This window comes from Acinetobacter sp. AOR41_HL, assembly GCF_027854645.1.
In the GTDB taxonomy this organism is placed as follows: Bacteria; Pseudomonadota; Gammaproteobacteria; order Pseudomonadales; family Moraxellaceae; genus Acinetobacter; species Acinetobacter nosocomialis.
The window spans coordinates 1-15,580 of sequence record NZ_JAKTHZ010000010.1 but is presented as its reverse complement, the minus strand read 5'-3'; the positions used below and the strand labels follow the sequence as shown (position 1 = coordinate 15,580).

General features: G+C 39.1%; 20 protein-coding genes, 2 tRNA genes and 1 riboswitch. Of the genes, 9 read left to right on the top strand and 13 right to left on the bottom strand.

Going from position 1 to position 15,580, the window contains the following annotated elements; translation table 11 throughout:
* Positions 1 to 3: 3 nt before the first annotated feature.
* The 5 genes from rluB to MKL35_RS02415 all read right to left on the bottom strand — a co-directional run bounded on the left by rluB (position 4) and on the right by MKL35_RS02415 (position 3,945).
* Positions 4 to 927 carry a 23S rRNA pseudouridine(2605) synthase RluB gene (gene rluB / locus MKL35_RS02435; RefSeq protein WP_032011344.1) on the bottom strand — a complete coding sequence of 308 codons (924 nt, stop codon included), beginning with the start codon at positions 925 to 927 and terminating at the stop codon, positions 4 to 6.
* A gap of 41 nt (positions 928 to 968) precedes the next feature.
* On the bottom strand, positions 969 to 1,562 hold the full coding sequence (gene scpB, locus MKL35_RS02430; RefSeq protein ID WP_002050325.1) for an SMC-Scp complex subunit ScpB: 594 nt from the start codon (positions 1,560 to 1,562) through the stop codon (positions 969 to 971).
* Positions 1,559 to 2,350, bottom strand: coding sequence for a segregation and condensation protein A (locus tag MKL35_RS02425; protein WP_006581110.1), 792 nt, complete (start codon positions 2,348 to 2,350; stop codon positions 1,559 to 1,561). Before MKL35_RS02425 ends, scpB begins: the two co-directional genes overlap by 4 nt.
* A gap of 225 nt (positions 2,351 to 2,575) precedes the next feature.
* Positions 2,576 to 3,193, bottom strand: a complete 618-nt coding sequence (locus MKL35_RS02420; RefSeq protein WP_002050309.1) for an L-threonylcarbamoyladenylate synthase — start codon at positions 3,191 to 3,193, stop codon at positions 2,576 to 2,578.
* An 89-nt stretch (positions 3,194 to 3,282) separates the two neighbouring features.
* Positions 3,283 to 3,945, bottom strand: coding sequence for an elongation factor P hydroxylase (locus MKL35_RS02415; RefSeq protein WP_032011347.1), 663 nt, complete (start codon positions 3,943 to 3,945; stop codon positions 3,283 to 3,285).
* 96 nt (positions 3,946 to 4,041) lie between these two features.
* Here MKL35_RS02415 and MKL35_RS02410 point away from each other — a divergent pair, with 96 nt between their 5' ends.
* The 6 genes from MKL35_RS02410 (at position 4,042) to lysM (ending at position 7,715) form a co-directional block, all read left to right on the top strand.
* Positions 4,042 to 4,602: a YceD family protein gene (locus MKL35_RS02410; protein ID WP_002050389.1), complete on the top strand. Its 561-nt coding sequence runs from the start codon at positions 4,042 to 4,044 to the stop codon at positions 4,600 to 4,602.
* A 74-nt stretch (positions 4,603 to 4,676) separates the two neighbouring features.
* Positions 4,677 to 4,862, top strand: coding sequence for a 50S ribosomal protein L32 (rpmF, locus tag MKL35_RS02405; RefSeq protein ID WP_000290730.1), 186 nt, complete (start codon positions 4,677 to 4,679; stop codon positions 4,860 to 4,862).
* 152 nt (positions 4,863 to 5,014) lie between these two features.
* A complete protein-coding gene (gene fabD / locus MKL35_RS02400; RefSeq protein WP_001274818.1) occupies positions 5,015 to 6,001 on the top strand; it encodes an ACP S-malonyltransferase in 987 nt (328 codons plus the stop codon).
* A complete protein-coding gene (gene fabG / locus MKL35_RS02395) occupies positions 5,998 to 6,732 on the top strand; it encodes a 3-oxoacyl-ACP reductase FabG (RefSeq protein WP_032011349.1) in 735 nt (244 codons plus the stop codon). The genes fabD and fabG overlap by 4 nt, the downstream gene beginning before the upstream one ends.
* Positions 6,733 to 6,816: 84 nt before the next feature.
* Positions 6,817 to 7,053, top strand: coding sequence for an acyl carrier protein (gene acpP / locus MKL35_RS02390; RefSeq protein WP_001279871.1), 237 nt, complete (start codon positions 6,817 to 6,819; stop codon positions 7,051 to 7,053).
* 188 nt (positions 7,054 to 7,241) lie between these two features.
* Positions 7,242 to 7,715: a peptidoglycan-binding protein LysM gene (gene lysM / locus MKL35_RS02385; RefSeq protein WP_002050305.1), complete on the top strand. Its 474-nt coding sequence runs from the start codon at positions 7,242 to 7,244 to the stop codon at positions 7,713 to 7,715.
* 45 nt (positions 7,716 to 7,760) lie between these two features.
* Here the strand turns inward: lysM and MKL35_RS02380 are convergent, their stop codons facing one another.
* A complete protein-coding gene (locus MKL35_RS02380) occupies positions 7,761 to 8,528 on the bottom strand; it encodes a hydroxymethylpyrimidine/phosphomethylpyrimidine kinase (protein WP_106479683.1) in 768 nt (255 codons plus the stop codon).
* 97 nt (positions 8,529 to 8,625) lie between these two features.
* Between MKL35_RS02380 and MKL35_RS02375 the strand changes: the two genes are divergently transcribed.
* Entirely contained in the window at positions 8,626 to 9,300 is a 675-nt protein-coding gene (locus tag MKL35_RS02375) for an HAD-IA family hydrolase (protein WP_032011352.1), read from the top strand.
* Positions 9,301 to 9,363: 63 nt separating this feature from the next.
* Here MKL35_RS02375 and ribB read toward each other — a convergent pair whose 3' ends face one another.
* Entirely contained in the window at positions 9,364 to 10,023 is a 660-nt protein-coding gene (ribB, locus tag MKL35_RS02370) for a 3,4-dihydroxy-2-butanone-4-phosphate synthase (protein WP_000096537.1), read from the bottom strand.
* Positions 10,024 to 10,113: 90 nt separating this feature from the next.
* Positions 10,114 to 10,264, bottom strand: a riboswitch (FMN riboswitch).
* A gap of 177 nt (positions 10,265 to 10,441) precedes the next feature.
* On the opposite strand from ribB, the gene MKL35_RS02365 reads away from it, so the two are divergent.
* A complete protein-coding gene (locus MKL35_RS02365; RefSeq protein ID WP_032011354.1) occupies positions 10,442 to 12,229 on the top strand; it encodes a DUF2157 domain-containing protein in 1,788 nt (595 codons plus the stop codon).
* Positions 12,229 to 12,789 (top strand): GDYXXLXY domain-containing protein, encoded by a 561-nt coding sequence (locus MKL35_RS02360; protein WP_032011356.1) that lies wholly within the window; start codon positions 12,229 to 12,231, stop codon positions 12,787 to 12,789. The genes MKL35_RS02365 and MKL35_RS02360 overlap by 1 nt, the downstream gene beginning before the upstream one ends.
* Before the next feature lie 52 nt (positions 12,790 to 12,841).
* Here MKL35_RS02360 and panD read toward each other — a convergent pair whose 3' ends face one another.
* From panD to MKL35_RS02330, 6 genes are all read right to left on the bottom strand, one after another.
* Positions 12,842 to 13,222 (bottom strand): aspartate 1-decarboxylase, encoded by a 381-nt coding sequence (gene panD / locus MKL35_RS02355; protein ID WP_000952664.1) that lies wholly within the window; start codon positions 13,220 to 13,222, stop codon positions 12,842 to 12,844.
* A 130-nt stretch (positions 13,223 to 13,352) separates the two neighbouring features.
* Complete coding sequence (gene pth, locus MKL35_RS02350) at positions 13,353 to 13,934, bottom strand: aminoacyl-tRNA hydrolase (protein WP_002050315.1); 582 nt, start codon at positions 13,932 to 13,934, stop codon at positions 13,353 to 13,355.
* A 20-nt stretch (positions 13,935 to 13,954) separates the two neighbouring features.
* Positions 13,955 to 14,251, bottom strand: a complete 297-nt coding sequence (gene rplY / locus MKL35_RS02345; RefSeq protein WP_002050375.1) for a 50S ribosomal protein L25 — start codon at positions 14,249 to 14,251, stop codon at positions 13,955 to 13,957.
* Positions 14,252 to 14,349: 98 nt separating this feature from the next.
* Positions 14,350 to 15,300 carry a ribose-phosphate pyrophosphokinase gene (locus MKL35_RS02340; RefSeq protein ID WP_002050293.1) on the bottom strand — a complete coding sequence of 317 codons (951 nt, stop codon included), beginning with the start codon at positions 15,298 to 15,300 and terminating at the stop codon, positions 14,350 to 14,352.
* Positions 15,301 to 15,336: 36 nt separating this feature from the next.
* A tRNA-Gln gene (locus tag MKL35_RS02335) sits at positions 15,337 to 15,411 on the bottom strand.
* Positions 15,412 to 15,503: 92 nt separating this feature from the next.
* Positions 15,504 to 15,578 (bottom strand) — tRNA-Gln (locus tag MKL35_RS02330).
* Positions 15,579 to 15,580: the final 2 nt, after the last annotated feature.

Here is a 15,580-nt window from a genome sequence, read left to right as displayed (position 1 = left end):
TACTTAGAACTTTTTAAATCCACGGTTAAAACCAGTCGATTTACGCTGATTACCTGTGTTAGCTGATGCTTCTTTTTCATCATCACGACGTTGTTGACGTAAATAACCACCACGACGTGCTGCCATTGGTTTTTCGGTCATACGATCAGTACGACGTTTTGCCATACCAAATAAACCTGTACCTTGACGTGGTTTCAACTCAACAGATTTAGCTAAGTTGTCGATATCAGTTTTATCGAGTTCCATCCAACGACCAGTACGTAATTCGCGTGGTAAAATAACAGTACCGTAGCGAGTACGTAATAAGCGGCTTACTTTAAGACCTTGCGATTCGAAAATACGGCGAACCTCACGGTTACGGCCTTCTTTCACTACAACTTGATACCAGCGGTTAATACCTTCACCACCAATTTCAGAGAAAGATTCGAACTTGGCTGGGCCATCTTCAAGCTCTACACCATTGACCATGTTTTGGCGTAATTGTGGTGTTACTTCACCCATTACACGTACAGCGTATTCACGTTCAATTTCATTAGATGGATGCATTAAGCGGTTAGCAAGCTCACCATCGTTTGTAAATAGTAATAAACCTGTACTGTTAATATCCAGACGACCTACCATTACCCAACGGTCATTTGCAATTTGTGGCAAATGATCAAATACAGTTGGGCGTTTTTCTGGGTCATTACGTGAACAGATCTCACCCTCTGGTTTATAATAAATCAGTACACGACGACGAATTTCATCTTCGATCTGGAACTGAACTTTACGGCCATCAATGCGTAATTCATCGCCTGGTTCAATGCGCTCACCCACTTGGGCAACGCGGCCGTTTACACTCACGCGTCCTGCGGCAATAACCTCTTCCATATATCGGCGAGAACCTAATCCGATTCGCGCTAATACTTTTTGCAATTTTTCACTCATGACAGCACAACCTTAGACATAATGATCAACAGTCCACCTCTTTATGATTTCGGTGCATTCGCATCGAGAGCCATAAATGCTTCCTTGGCGTTCTGTAGGGGAGGCAATTGGCCTAAAGAGGCTAGACCAAAAGCATTCAGAAATTGAGGCGTTGTAATTAGCAACGCAGGTCTTCCGGGTAAATCTCTAAAACCGGCTTCTTTAATCCAGTTCCAGTCAAATAGCGTTCTGAGAATCTGACTATTATTAGATACACCACGAATTTGTTCAATATCAGCACGCGTGACTGGTTGATGATACGCAATGACAGCCAAGGTTTCTAGTAAAGATGGCGACAGTTTTGTTGGTCGCTCTGGCCAAATCTGCGCAATAATATTGCGATATTTGGATCTTACCTGAAAACGAAAGCCTTGCGCGGTTTCAATCAACTCAATAGAGCGGCCATGTTGTAAGAGGGCAAGTTGTTGTAAAAGCTGACGAAGCTGTTGTTTGTTATATTGATTATTAAAAGCTTCTTTTAAACGAGCAATCGAAACAGGTGCTTCACTGGCAAAAATAATCGCTTCAAGTTGCAATAAAACTTCGTGATGAATGTCAGCTAATGACAAATCATTATTATTTTGTTCAAAACTCATGCCGCAGACCCTTGAATAGCCAATGGAGCTTCAATACCTGTAGCAATAATTTTAATCTTTTGTTGTCGGGTTAATTCTAAAACAGCCATAAAAGTTACAACCATTCCCATACGGCCTTGTTGGGGATTAAGTAATTCTTTAAAACTTAACACGTCGCCTGACTCTAATTTCTCTTCAATATAAGCAATACGTTCTTCTAACAGTACAGGCTCTTGCGCAATTGTGTGTGTTACGGGTTCAGGACGATTAAATACGCAAAACAAAGCGTCATGTAATGCTGAAACATCATAACCTTCATAAACAGGCGCGATATGACCTAAGCTTACATTGGCACTAAATGTATCACGGTCAAGAACTGGCATTTGACCTAAACGCTCAGCAGCTTGTTTAATACGTAAATAAGTTTCAAGTCGATCAATAAGATCCTGTTTAGGATCTTTTTCGATACTCACTACTGTAGGTTTAGGTAAGAGTAAGCGAGATTTCAAATCAGCCAATAGAGCAGCCATCACCATATAGTCGGCAGTCAACTCAATATTTAAGGATTTCATGCTATCCATATAAGCTAAATATTGAGTTGCAATAGGTGCAATATCGAGCTGAATTAAATCAAAACCGTTTTTCTGAATCAGATAAATTAAAAAGTCGAGTGGTCCTTCAAACTGTTCGAGTAAAATCTCAAAAGCAGCCGGAGGAATATAAAGATCTTCAGGAATTGTGTCGTGCCACTCATCTAAAACACGGATGTGTGGAACGTCTTCCATGGATTGATGAAGTGATTGGTTCATTACGATTATAAGCCACGCGAATTTTCAAAAGCATGAGACTTGTTTTCAAGTCAATAAGAGCTGTAGCAGAAGAACAGCAGATAGTGAAAAATATTCTAAAGGAATTGTGGCTTTTAATAAATTGCTTAACGACTAAAGTGTAAAAAAAATCCAAACTAAATAAAGAGTATTTTTTTTCTTGATAATACTTTTTTTTTAACTATTGGTAAAAAGGAGAATAAGTGCTTATTCGAAAGCACTTACATCTCCAGCACCGTGACGTATAATTTCCGGATGTTCACCCGATAAATCAACAATACTAGTTGTTGTTAAAGTACCAAAACCACCATCGATAAAGACATCAATACGTTTAGACAACTGACTTTCAATATCGTAAGGATCATCAAGTGGGTCTTCTTGTCCGGGTAAAATCAATGTACTTGTAAGTAAAGGCTCACCAAGTTCTTTTAATAAAGCCTGACAAATCGGGTTACTTGGAATGCGTAAACCAATCGTTTTCTTTTTAGGATGCATTAACCTGCGTGGAACTTCACTTGTTGCAGGTAAAATGAAAGTCGTAATGGCAGGTGTATTTGCTTTTAATAAACGATACGTCGCATTATCAACTTTTGCATAAGTCGCGATATCTGATAAATCACAACACATAATTGCGTATTGATGCTTAGGGCCTAAATCACGAATCTGGGCAATACGTTCCATCGCATTTTTATTACCAATCTGACATCCGATTGCATAGGCAGCATCGGTCGGGTAGACCACAACATCGCCTGCACGAATACGCTCAACAGCTTGATCAATGAGGCGTTGCTGTGGATTTTCAGGATGTACATGTAAATGCAGCATATTTTAGAGACTCCATCACGCCAGTATTAAAAATAGTATTAGACTTTTCAAACTTGGGAAGCAAGTAACTTACGTAGTTTTTTTGTCATTTAATCAAGGAGTTCACGTTTAAATTCATCTAATTGTAACGCTGTACCTGCTCGTGTACATTGGCAAATACATTCAATGAATCTTGCTGCATCAACAGGTAGTTTAGCTTCACCAGAAAAGTAACGTTGGACTTGGGTATAAACATTATCTTTAAACTTTTTGCCATCTCCGCTATCACCTGTCAGGTTATCTAGAGATACTCTAAATTTTCTGCCAAAAGATTGGGCAAATAACCATTCAATGGCTTGAGGTTTGATTTCTACTTGTTCAAATAAATCCTGCTGTTCTTTAGTTCGGCCATCTGGCGCATACCAATAACCTAAATCGGGCAACAGACGTCGTTTTGCACCTGCAATTGTCCAATGGCTAATTTCATGCAAAGCGCTATTGAAAAAACCATGAGCAAATTGGATTTTAGCTGGCTCATGTTCATTTGCTGGGAAATATTCTGGTTCAAATTCTCCACGAACTAATGTCACATTATGGTGGGAAAACCAGTGATTAAAGTGTAAAATAAGCCAATCAACTTGCTCAGACTCTAATTTTGAGCTTGGCCATGGTGAGAGTTGCACCACGTCTGGTAAAAGAGTGTTTTGGTGAGTTGAATGGGTGCAAACGAGTAATGAAGTGTTAACTTCAGGTTGCGGCTGCAACAGGTGCATTGCTTAATTTACCCCGAGTTCTGTCTAAAGAAGTACAAAATTGTATCTTAATCTTTGACAGAGTACCGATGAATTTGTAGAATTGCCGCCTTAATTATGTCAGCAAATACCTTTCCGGCACAGATTGAGCCGTTTAAATGGGCTGAACAAGGCTTTACATGGTCAGGTCAACTGCCATTGTCTCGTCTTGCTCGTATTGCTCGTGAAGCTGTTGGATCAATTGATAACCAATTGATCAACATAGACTGTAAGCTATCAATGGATGCCTATCATCGCATTGTGTGGTTAGATGGTCACATGGAAACAAAAGTTCCAATGGAGTGCCAACGTTGTTTGGAACCTGTTGAAATGCCAATTGTTTCTGACTTTCATATTGCACTTGTAGATGATGAGTCACTGATAGAGCGCTTGGATGAGGATGCTGATTTCATCGTTTTAGGTGAAAGTGAGTCTTCGACAAAAGGTGATTTTGATACACCTGCTTCGATCAACTTACTCGCATTACTAGAAGATGAACTGTTATTGTTGATGCCTTTATCTCCCAAGCATGATGCTTGTGAACATAAACATCAACCTACCATTCAGAACGTTGTCGAAGAGAAACGGGATAACCCGTTTGATGTTTTGGCAGGTTTGAAGGGTAAACTTAACTCATAATTTGTGTTATGATTATGAGATAAGACAACTGAATTTGTTCTGATCCATTTTTTCGATCTTTGTAAGGAGCCATCATGGCCGTTCAGCAAAACCGTAAAAGTCGCTCTCGCCGTGACATGCGCCGTTCACATGACGCTTTAACCGAGAATGCATTAACAGTAGACCAAGCAACTGGTGAAACTCATCGTCGTCACCACGTGACTAAAGACGGTTTCTACCGTGGTCGCCAATTATTCGCTAAAGCAGCTGATGCTGAATAATTGCATGATATGCATTAAGCGTGATGCTTAAGTATAGAAAAAATGGGAGCGAAAGCTCCCTTTTTTTGTTGTTTTTCGCAATTATAAATATACAAATTAAATGTTAAATTTCCGCTCCAGAGAAATGAGTGAAAACCCAAAAAGGATTTCTTATGTCTGCTAAACGTCTTGAACAAGTAGCTTTAGCCACAAAAACTGCATTTGTGTTTCCAGGTCAAGGTTCACAAAAAGTTGGTATGCTCGCTGAACTCGCAGAACAGTTTAGTGGAGTTGGGCAAACTTTTGCCGAAGCTTCAGACGCGCTAGGATTTGATCTTTGGCACATTGCACAAAGTGGTGAAGGTTTAGACCAAACAGAAAATACCCAACCTGTATTATTAACTGCCAGTATTGCTTTATGGCGTTTATGGTTAGATTTAGGTGGTTTAGCCCCTAAATACCTTGCAGGTCACTCTTTAGGTGAATACAGCGCTTTAGTTGCAGCAGGTTCAATGAGTTTGGCGGATGCAGTTAAATTAGTTAATTTGCGTGGAAAACTCATGCAAAATGCTGTTCCTCAAGGGGAAGGCGCTATGGCTGCTATTCTTGGTTTAGCTGATGATAAAGTAGTTGAATTGTGCCAGAGCGTGAGTGCATCAGGTCAAGGTTCAGTTGAAGCAGCAAACTATAATTCACAAGGTCAAGTTGTGATTGCTGGTAGTACTGCATCTGTACAGCAAGTTATGGCACTTGCAAAAGAACAATCTGCTAAAGCAATTGCTTTACCGGTTTCTGTTCCATCGCATTGTTCATTGATGAAACCTGCAGCAGAAAAATTTGCAGAAGCTTTGGAACAAACTGCCATTGAGCTACCTACCATTCCTGTAATACAAAATGTCAACGCGGGAATTGCTACCGATGTTGCTCAATTACGTCAGGCTTTAACGGCACAATTGTACCAGTCTGTACAATGGACACGTACCATGCAGTCTCTACAAGACCAAGGTATTCAGTACATTGTTGAGTGTGGTCCAGGTACAGTATTGAGTAATCTCGCAAAGCGTTTACCAAATATTGAAAAAGCTTTTTCTATTGATAGTAAGAGCAAAATGGAAGATGCCCTAAATGCTGTTTTAGTGGCAGAAGGAAAAATTGCATGACACAAGAACGCAAAGTTGCATTAGTAACGGGCGCGAGTCGGGGCATTGGCGCTGCAATTGCCCAGCAACTTATTCAAGACGGTTATTTTGTCGTAGGTACTGCGACTTCTGAATCTGGTGCACAAAAGCTAACTGATAGCTTTGGTGAACAAGGTGCAGGTTTGGCTCTCGATGTGCGCAATCTCAATGAGATTGAAGCAGTCGTATCTCATATTGAACAGAACTATGGTCCTGTACTTGTTCTCGTTAACAATGCAGGTATTACGAAAGACAATTTGTTGCTTCGTATGTCTGAAGATGATTGGGATGACATTCTCAATATTCACCTTAAAGCCGTTTATCGTTTATCTAAACGTGTGCTTAAGGGTATGACGAAAGCACGTTTTGGTCGCATTATTAATATCAGTTCTGTTGTAGCTCATTTTGCAAACCCAGGCCAAGCGAACTATTCTGCTGCTAAAGCAGGTATTGAAGCATTTAGCCGTAGTCTTGCAAAAGAGATGGGTAGCCGCCAAATTACTGTAAACAGTGTGGCACCAGGTTTTATTGCAACAGAAATGACAGATGCACTTAGTGAAGACATTCGCAAAAAAATGAGTGATCAAGTGGCTTTAAATCGCTTAGGCGAGCCACAAGATATCGCAAATGCGGTGAGTTTCCTTGCAAGTGATAAAGCAGGTTACATTACCGGTACGGTATTACATGTAAATGGTGGTTTATACATGGCCTAACGCCGATGTATAAACTTTTAAAAATTTTTATATTCAATTAAACTAGTGGCAAATCAAACGCCACAAGCAATGAGGAGAATTCCTGTGAGCGATATCGAACAACGCGTTAAACAAGCGGTTGCAGAACAACTTGGTCTTAAAGCTGAAGAGATTAAAAACGAAGCATCTTTCATGGATGACTTGGGTGCTGACTCTTTAGATTTAGTTGAACTTGTTATGTCTTTCGAAAATGACTTCGACATCACTATCCCTGATGAAGATTCAAACGAAATCACTACAGTTCAATCTGCAATTGACTATGTAACTAAAAAACTTGGTTAATTCGCATATTGCTGATTAAAAAGAAGGCCACCGTAAGGTGGCTTTTTTTATTTATGTAAAATAATTGAGAGAGATACATATTTTTACAAGATCAACCTCAATTGATAGCAGAGGTGTCTCTTTTTTCAAGTATAACAATAAGGGTCAGTTTAATGACTTTACTATAAACAATAAGATGAGGACTAAAAATGGGTCTTTTTGATTTTGTAAAAGGTATTGGTAAGAAAAATACCGCACCAGCAGAACCACAACCAGCTCCAGCAACGCCAGCAGAACCTTCTGCACAAGAAGTAGCGAATAAATTATTAGGATTAATTAAAAGTTTAGGCCTCGGGGTGGAAGGCTTATCTGTAACATATAATGGTTCAACTGATACTGCGACTATTAATGGTCAAGTACAAAGCCAAGCGGATAAAGAAAAGATTATTCTTATTGTTGGTAACGTCGATCATGTTGCACATGTAGATGACCAGATGACCGTTGCTACGCCTGAACCGGAAAGCAAATTTTATACGGTAAAATCTGGTGATAATCTTTCAAAAATTGCGAAAGAGTTTTATGGTGATGCTAACCAGTATCCGAAAATCTTTGAAGCAAATAAACCAATGCTCAAAGATCCGGATGAGATTTTCCCTGGGCAAGTTTTACGTATTCCACAGTAATTGGAATAAATAAAAAGGCGCTTTAAGCGCCTTTTTATTTAGTTGTTAAAATCGTTTTGGAATCTTTTGTCCATGAGGTACAGGTGTTTCGGCATTTTTTAAAACACCAAATAACCATGTTTCTGCATGCTGTACTGCAATTTTTAGGGAATCACCTAAAGCTAAGCGACCTGCAATAAAACTTGCTAATGAACACCCTGAGCCATGATATTCACCTTCAAGGCGAGGGCAAGTACTACTCGCTGCAAGTTCACCATCAATATATAAACTATTTTTAATGAAGTTAGGGGTATCTTCATGTCCCCCCTTTACTAATACAGCTTTAGCACCCATTTCAAAGAGCTTGTGAGTCGCTTCTTCTAAGTCATTGATACCTGTTAATGCACGTAATTCAACTGTATTTGGCGTAATAAGTGTCGCTAGGGGAATCAGCTCAACAAATGCTTTAACTAAAGTTGCCTGATCTCCTAAAGAACCACCGCTATTAGCAACTAATACTGGGTCTAATACATACTGATAGTCAGGATGGGCACGTAAAAATTCGGCTAGAGCCGCAATATTATCTGTTGTGCCAAGCATACCGGACTTAACACATTTAATCGGTAAATCGCCTACAACAGCATTTGCTTGGGCTAATAATAGTTCTTTTGAGGTTGCTTCAAAGCCAAATACTTGTTGTGAGTTTTGAATGGTAAGAGCTGTACATGCAATTGCTGCATGGGCACCACTTTGTCCAATCGCTTCAATATCGGCTTGTAAACCTGCACCACCTGAAGGGTCTAAACCCGAGAAACAAAGTACGGTTGGACGCACGGTTATTTCCTTTTCAATTTAAATTTACGTTAGTATAAGAGAGTTTAATTAAACTCTCGACCAATTGAATTAAATACTTTACTGGGTTAGTGATTGAATGGCTATAAAACATATTTTGATTGATTTAGATGGAACCTTAACAGACCCTAAAGTTGGCATCCATACATCAATTCGTTATGCAATGGGGAAGCTTGGTTATCCTTTAGCTGCAGATTTAAATATTGATTGGACAATTGGACCGCCATTAAAAGCATCATTAGCAAAATTATTAGCTACCCAAGATGATGCTCTAGCTGAGCAAGCTTTACTTGCTTACCGTGAGCGTTTTTCGGTGATTGGCTTATTTGAAAATGAAGTATATCCATCTGTTGCAGAAACCCTTAAAGCTTTAAAAGCAGAAGGATATCGTTTGTTCGTTGCTACTGCTAAACCAACGATTTATGCAAAACGAATTTTAGACCATTTTGAATTAAGCCAATATTTTGTAGATATTTATGGCAGTGAATTAACGGGTGAGCGGACCAATAAAGCTGAGCTTATCCATTATATTCTTGAACGTGAGCAATTAAATCCAGAAGAGTGTTTAATGGTGGGTGATCGTCAATATGATATTTTAGGTGCTCGCCACAATGGTATTGAGGCGGTAGCTGTGACTTATGGTTATGGAACAGCAGAGGAACTTGCTCAAGCACAGCCAAAAGCAATGATTAATCAATTCTCTGAACTTTTGGACTATGTTGAAGAACTGGCAGCACAAAAGAAAGTTTCTTAAATATAAGTAAGTTTTAATTTATAGGTTTGGCTCTGATCTGATCTAAAGCCAAACCTTTTTTATTTAAATACCGTGTTGTTGACGGTATTGAACAAGTTCTTCAATTGTAATCACTGTTAAGTGATGAGTTTGTGCATATGCTAAAACTTGAATGCCGGATGCCATAGTGCCATCCGGATTAGTTAATTCACATAACACACCAGCAGGTTTTAAACCCGCTAATCTTGCTAAATCAATTGTTCCCTCAGTATGACCACGTCGAGTAAGCACGCCGCCATTACGTGCACGTAATGGGAAAACGTGACCAGGACGGTTAAGATCACTTGCGACAGCGCCATCTTTAATTGCAGTTTTAATTGTGGTTACACGGTCTTTAGCAGAAACGCCAGTGGTAACGCCTTGAGCAGCTTCAATAGTCACTGTAAATGCAGTGTGAAACTGACTTGAGTTTTGAGAAACCATCGGAGGAAGTTCGAGATGATCTGCTAACTCTTCAGTAAGACATAAACATACAATACCTGAGCCATCACGAATCATACGTGCCATGGTCTCAACAGTTAGGGTTTCCGCTGCAACAATTAAATCTGCTTCATTTTCACGGTCGAAGTCATCCATCACCAAGACAGGTTTGCCTTGACGGATATCTTCTAATGCTTGTTGAATGCGTTGCTCAGCAGGAGAGAGGGCTGAGAAAAAAAGTTCTGGTTGAATTAAACTAGACATAATGAAACGCTCTCGTAAGAATACGGTTGAACATTTCAGGACTGATGCAAAAACAGGCTGGCACTGAAATAAAATGAATTTATTCCAGTTCGTCGTCTTCTTTCATCCGGACTATACCGTCGGCTTTGGAGTTTCACCAAATCTGCTCAAATTACATAATTTAAGCTCGTGGGCTTGTTAATTTAACAATAAAAATTAACTTTACCACCGGTGGGGAATTACACCCCGCCCTGAAGCGATGGGTTTTATTATAGCGCGCTTGGCAAAATTGGCTAGATGCTTTTGTAGAATGCTAAGTCTCTTTAATGAATAAGTATTTTCATAAATTGAAATAGGCTTTTTAACAAGAGCTTACTTGTTGAGCTTAAAAGTGAGTGTTATGTTTTTTCTAGAAAATTATAAATAAAACAGGTGCTTCATGCAGATAAGAGATTATTATCCTTTTAGGAATACTTTATTTATTCAGCATCTCCATATTTTCAGTTATGTATTTATGGCGCTCAGTATTCTGTACTTAATTGCTGCTAATTGGTTGATGCTTCCTGATAGCATTCAACTCATTATTCCACCTGTTATATTGCTTATCACAGCTTGGATGAGCATAAACGATACCTTAAGCGAGGGAATACGGCAGACTTTACATGGTACTTGCGGCTTAATGATCGGTTTGAGTTTGGCTGTAATTGGACAAGTTTATCAAACTGGTGCAGACAGTTATTTACTTTTCTTGATTTGGACTTTGCTTTTATTGCCGTGGCTATATCGACCAAATATTGGAATCTTTGCTTTAATTTGTATTACAAGCCAACTCGCCCTATTTTTATTTTTAAAACAGACTTTCTGGGTAGAAAAGTTTCCTTATCTTTATCTTTATCTTTTTGCTCTAAATTTATTAAGTCTTGTACAGTTCTGGATCTGTCAAAAGAAATATATAGCCTTACGTTTTGTTTTTATTGCTTGGTTTGCTGTCATTTCAATAACAGGGATGATTCAATTCTTATCAAGTGAAAATTTACCTTATCTGATATCGGCGTTCTTACTAGGAATTATTGCTTTTTATTATTTCTTCAAAAAGAATGATCAGCTATGTGCCAGTTTAATGGCTGCTGTTCTTGGCGTGACAGCTACAATATGGCTTGTAGATGGTATTAATCATCTATTTAAAGATTCTAATGAATTCATCTTTTTATTGATCGCGGGCATTATTTTCATTTGGTTTGCACTCATTAGTTATTTCTTAATAAGAATTTTTCGCCAAAGCCGTTTTTATATCATTCCTTTAGCAATTGGTGCTTGGCTTGCTGGCTTAGTACTTGCAGCATTTACTTTAGTGTTTTGGGAGACTATTTCCTTAGTTATTGGAATCATCTTTGTTGCTATAGCTATAACTTTACTAACAAAATCGCAAAGCTATTTCATTCGGCAATTTGCATATTGTTTATTTGTGAGTGGACAGACTGCTTTTTTATTTCATCTTGGTTCTGAAACAAATCAAATTTTATGGGTATTGATTGCCCAGATTTTTATTCTATGCGTCAGTTATTTTCTTAAGCCTCATTGGTTCTTTGTTTTAATTCAAATGCTCGCAACTTATGGCATAGCATTTATCTACATACTGCAACTAGACCATTCATTGTGGTCGGTACATTCTACTCAAACTTATTTCAATTTAACTTTACTTAACTATTTGATTTTTAGCTTGATAATACTGATAGGGAGTAAAGCGGTTATATCGTATGAGCGGAGTATTTTTTTATGTGTACTTAGTGTCATTTTTGTGAGCTCATTCTTTAACAATTTTATGGGGCTTGCGTTGATTGATACTGCTGATCAGCCATTATGGTTTATCTATATTTTTCCAAGTCTATGGTTATTGTGCTTTAGCCTTTTCTATTTATATAGGCAGCTTCAAGCTCTCACTTTCGTTGCTTTTTTAATTTTTGGCATAGCACTTATTGCACTCGGCTATTTTGATGTATTCATTTTATTTGTAATTTTGACATGGGCTTTAAAAAATCAAGATCGCATTGTTTATGGTGTTACGCTAATAGTATTTACCTTTGTGCTTTGGCAACTTTATTACAGTTTACAATTAAGTTTTTTAGCTAAAAGTGCATCAATCTTGGTGTCAGGAATTATATTGTTGGCTTTATATGGATTGCTTCTGAAGGAAGCTAAAAGCAATTTTATTGAGGGGGAAAAGTAATGAAAAAGTATTTCTCCCTTATGCTTGCAGTAACCACTGTATTATTTTTTGCAGGTTTGGTTGCGAAAAATGAATGGCACCTGCATCAGAGTAAAAGTATTTTTATTAAGCTTAAGCCGGTTGACCCTCGCTCTATTTTACAGGGGGACTATATGGCGCTCGCATATGAATTAAATTTACAATCTCTCAAAGCGCTTTCGGGAAGTGAAAGTGAGGCTTTAGATCAAGTGATTTTTAATCATGCTTCTGTTCCAGCAAAAGTTATTTTAGATTCACAAAATCGAGTAGTTCGTACCATTTTAGATACTCACAATTCATTTGCTGGGCAGCGTTTAATTTTAAAAAATCCTGAAAATCGTTTACAGGCTTTATATCCAGCTTCTCGAAGCTTCTTATTTGCCGAGGGTCTAGCTCAATGCTATGGGAAAGCAAAGTATGCTGAATTTAAGGTAAATACAAAAGGAGAGGCGATTTTATTTGATTTACGTGGAGAAGAGCTACAGCCTTTAAACTGTAAGCAACAGCACAGTTGGTGGAAGGGGACTGCTAGAAGTTTATAAAGGCGTATAAAAAAGCCCGTATTTACGGGCTTTTTTACTTTTAAATCTTTAATTAGGCAACTTGCACAGGAATGCAGTTCGCTGTGTGGTTGACTGTATTGTCTGGGTTTGCATATACCAAACGTGGTTTGTGAGCATTTGCTTCAGCTTCGGTGAAATCACCAAAAGTAGCAATAATTACAAGATCGCCAACATCTGCTTGGTGAGCAGCACCACCATTTACTGAAATAATGCCAGAGTTATCTTCACCACGAATCGCGTAAGTTGTGAAGCGCTTGCCATTAGTTACGTTCCAAACGTGGATTTCTTCGTATTCACGAATACCAGCTAAATCCATTAATACGCCATCAATTGCACAAGAACCTTCATAGTGAAGTTCAGCATGGGTTACAACTGCACGGTGAATTTTGCATTTTAATAAACGAGATAGCATGGCTAGCGTCTCCTGAGTAGACCTAAGAAGATCTTATAGTGAAATCTTTTGCCCTTGCCGTTCTGGCAATGTGGCTGATGCGCATTTTGCTCCTAAAAAAGCAAGATAGCAAGCTTGATTGTTCAACAATTTAAGCTGGTTTATACGCATTAATTTGGTTCATGGCCTGTGATACTTGTCCTTGAACAAGTAACTTCACTTTAGAAAGAGCGTGATCAATTGCTCCATCCATCAGGCTTTGTTCACTACTTGGCGCTTTTCCGAGTACATGCCCAGAAACTCTTTCTTTTGAACCTGGATGTCCAATACCAATTCGTAAACGATGAAAATTTGGACCAATATGTGGGACAATATCACGTAAACCGTTATGACCGCCGTGCCCACCGCCTGTTTTAAGACGAATTACACCAGGGTTCATATCAAGTTCATCATGAGCAATCAGAATTGCTTCAGGAGCAATTTGATAGAACTTTGAGAAAGGAACAACACTTTGTCCGGAACGATTCATATAAGTCGTTGGTAGAAGTAAACGAACATCGTGCCCTTCTATATTACCACGACCACTAATTCCGTGAAATTTTGGATCATTTTTTAATGTAATGCCATATTTATCTGCAAGCTGTTCAACGAACCAAAAACCTGCATTATGGCGGGTTTGGGCATATTCTGAACCAGGATTGCCCAAACCAACAATTAGCGAAATATTTGACACTAATTTACGCCTTTAAACACTTATGCGCGTTTGAAGTCAGCGTGCATAGGAGTGTTTTTAGATGGATGACGTTGTAACGCTTGGATTTTAACGTTTTCAACTTTATCGCCCACTTTGATTTCTACAACTTCTTCAAAGAAAGCATTGCTTTCTAAAGCTTTTACAAGCTCACGAAGTTCTAAAGTAACACTTACAGGTTCAGCGTTACCACCGTAGATGATAGCTGGAACTAAAGATTCGCGACGAAGGCGGCGGCTCGCACCTTTCCCTTGTTTGTCTTCAGCACGCGCTTGAGCGTTGAATACGAAGTTTGCCATGAGATAAATCCTCATTAAAGATTAAATAAACTAAACTTGCGACCAGTTTAGTGATAGAAAACCCCAGCCAAGGCCAGGGTTAAGAAAAAGCTGCAATATTATAAACTATCGAACATCGCGCTGATAGACTCTTCGTTATTAATACGACGAATCGTTTCAGCAACCATGCTAGCAACAGAAACTTGACGGATTTTGCCCAAGTTCAATGCTTCTTCAGAAAGAGGAATTGTGTCAGTTACGACTAACTCATCAATTACTGAGTTACGTAAGTTCTCAATTGCTTTACCTGAAAGTACAGGGTGAGTTGCATATGCAACAACACGACGTGCACCGAATTGCTTAAGTGCATCAGCTGCTTTACACAATGTACCAGCAGTATCAACCATGTCATCTACAATAACGCAATCACGATCTTTTACATCACCAATCAAATGCATAACTTGCGATTCGTTGGCTTTTTGACGACGTTTGTCGATAATTGCTAAATCGATGTCACCCATCTGTTTGGCAACAGCACGAGCACGTACTACACCACCAACGTCAGGAGAAACCACCATAAGGTTATCATGTTGTTGTTGACGTAAGTCAGCAAGCAAAGCAGGAGTACCGTAGATGTTGTCGACTGGAATATCGAAGAAACCTTGGATTTGGTCAGCATGTAAATCAATCATTACGACACGATCAATACCAACAGTGGTAAGCATGTCTGCAACAACTTTAGCTGTAATCGGCACACGTGCAGAACGTGGACGACGGTCTTGGCGAGCATAACCAAAATAAGGAATAACAGCGGTAATACGACCAGCACTTGCACGACGCAAAGCATCTGCCATAACCAAGATTTCCATAAGGTTATCATTGGTAGGCGCACAAGTAGGCTGAACGATAAATACGTCTTTACCACGAACATTTTCAGTAATTTCTACTGAAATTTCTCCATCAGAAAAGTGACCGACTGATGCAGCACCTAGAGGGATATGTAAGTGACTTACGACTTTTTGAGCGAACTGTGGATGAGCATTTCCACTAAAAACGACAAGATTGGGCATGAAGCACCCTTGGCGGTTGGTATGTAATGAAATAGATGGCAGGGGCGGCTGGATTCGAACCAACGGATGGCGAGATCAAAACCCGCTGCCTTACCACTTGGCGACGCCCCTAATGCGGCAGAACTTTAATATTTTTGCAATGCAATGTCAAGAATAATCAACAAAAAGCAAGGCAATTAAGTCTGTCTTTAAAATAAGAAGAATGGCAGGGGCGGCTGGATTCGAACCAACGGATGGCGAGATCAAAACCCGCTGCCTTACCACTTGGCGACGCCCCTAA

What these genes read in the sequence shown, in the direction of transcription:
- MKL35_RS02375 (WP_032011352.1), top strand. Translation starts at nt 8,626, where the DNA reads ATGGCTATAAAACATATTTTGATTGATTTAGATGGAACCTTAACAGAC.
- panD (WP_000952664.1), bottom strand. Translation starts at nt 13,222, where the DNA reads ATGCTATCTCGTTTATTAAAATGCAAAATTCACCGTGCAGTTGTAACC.
- rplY (WP_002050375.1), bottom strand. Translation starts at nt 14,251, where the DNA reads ATGGCAAACTTCGTATTCAACGCTCAAGCGCGTGCTGAAGACAAACAA.
- MKL35_RS02425 (WP_006581110.1), bottom strand. Translation starts at nt 2,350, where the DNA reads ATGAACCAATCACTTCATCAATCCATGGAAGACGTTCCACACATCCGT.
- ribB (WP_000096537.1), bottom strand. Translation starts at nt 10,023, where the DNA reads ATGTCTAGTTTAATTCAACCAGAACTTTTTTTCTCAGCCCTCTCTCCT.
- MKL35_RS02340 (WP_002050293.1), bottom strand. Translation starts at nt 15,300, where the DNA reads ATGCCCAATCTTGTCGTTTTTAGTGGAAATGCTCATCCACAGTTCGCT.
- rpmF (WP_000290730.1), top strand. Translation starts at nt 4,677, where the DNA reads ATGGCCGTTCAGCAAAACCGTAAAAGTCGCTCTCGCCGTGACATGCGC.
- fabG (WP_032011349.1), top strand. Translation starts at nt 5,998, where the DNA reads ATGACACAAGAACGCAAAGTTGCATTAGTAACGGGCGCGAGTCGGGGC.
- MKL35_RS02420 (WP_002050309.1), bottom strand. Translation starts at nt 3,193, where the DNA reads ATGCTGCATTTACATGTACATCCTGAAAATCCACAGCAACGCCTCATT.
- MKL35_RS02365 (WP_032011354.1), top strand. Translation starts at nt 10,442, where the DNA reads ATGCAGATAAGAGATTATTATCCTTTTAGGAATACTTTATTTATTCAG.
- MKL35_RS02410 (WP_002050389.1), top strand. Translation starts at nt 4,042, where the DNA reads ATGTCAGCAAATACCTTTCCGGCACAGATTGAGCCGTTTAAATGGGCT.
- rluB (WP_032011344.1), bottom strand. Translation starts at nt 927, where the DNA reads ATGAGTGAAAAATTGCAAAAAGTATTAGCGCGAATCGGATTAGGTTCT.
- lysM (WP_002050305.1), top strand. Translation starts at nt 7,242, where the DNA reads ATGGGTCTTTTTGATTTTGTAAAAGGTATTGGTAAGAAAAATACCGCA.
- scpB (WP_002050325.1), bottom strand. Translation starts at nt 1,562, where the DNA reads ATGAGTTTTGAACAAAATAATAATGATTTGTCATTAGCTGACATTCAT.
- MKL35_RS02415 (WP_032011347.1), bottom strand. Translation starts at nt 3,945, where the DNA reads ATGCACCTGTTGCAGCCGCAACCTGAAGTTAACACTTCATTACTCGTT.
- fabD (WP_001274818.1), top strand. Translation starts at nt 5,015, where the DNA reads ATGTCTGCTAAACGTCTTGAACAAGTAGCTTTAGCCACAAAAACTGCA.
- MKL35_RS02360 (WP_032011356.1), top strand. Translation starts at nt 12,229, where the DNA reads ATGAAAAAGTATTTCTCCCTTATGCTTGCAGTAACCACTGTATTATTT.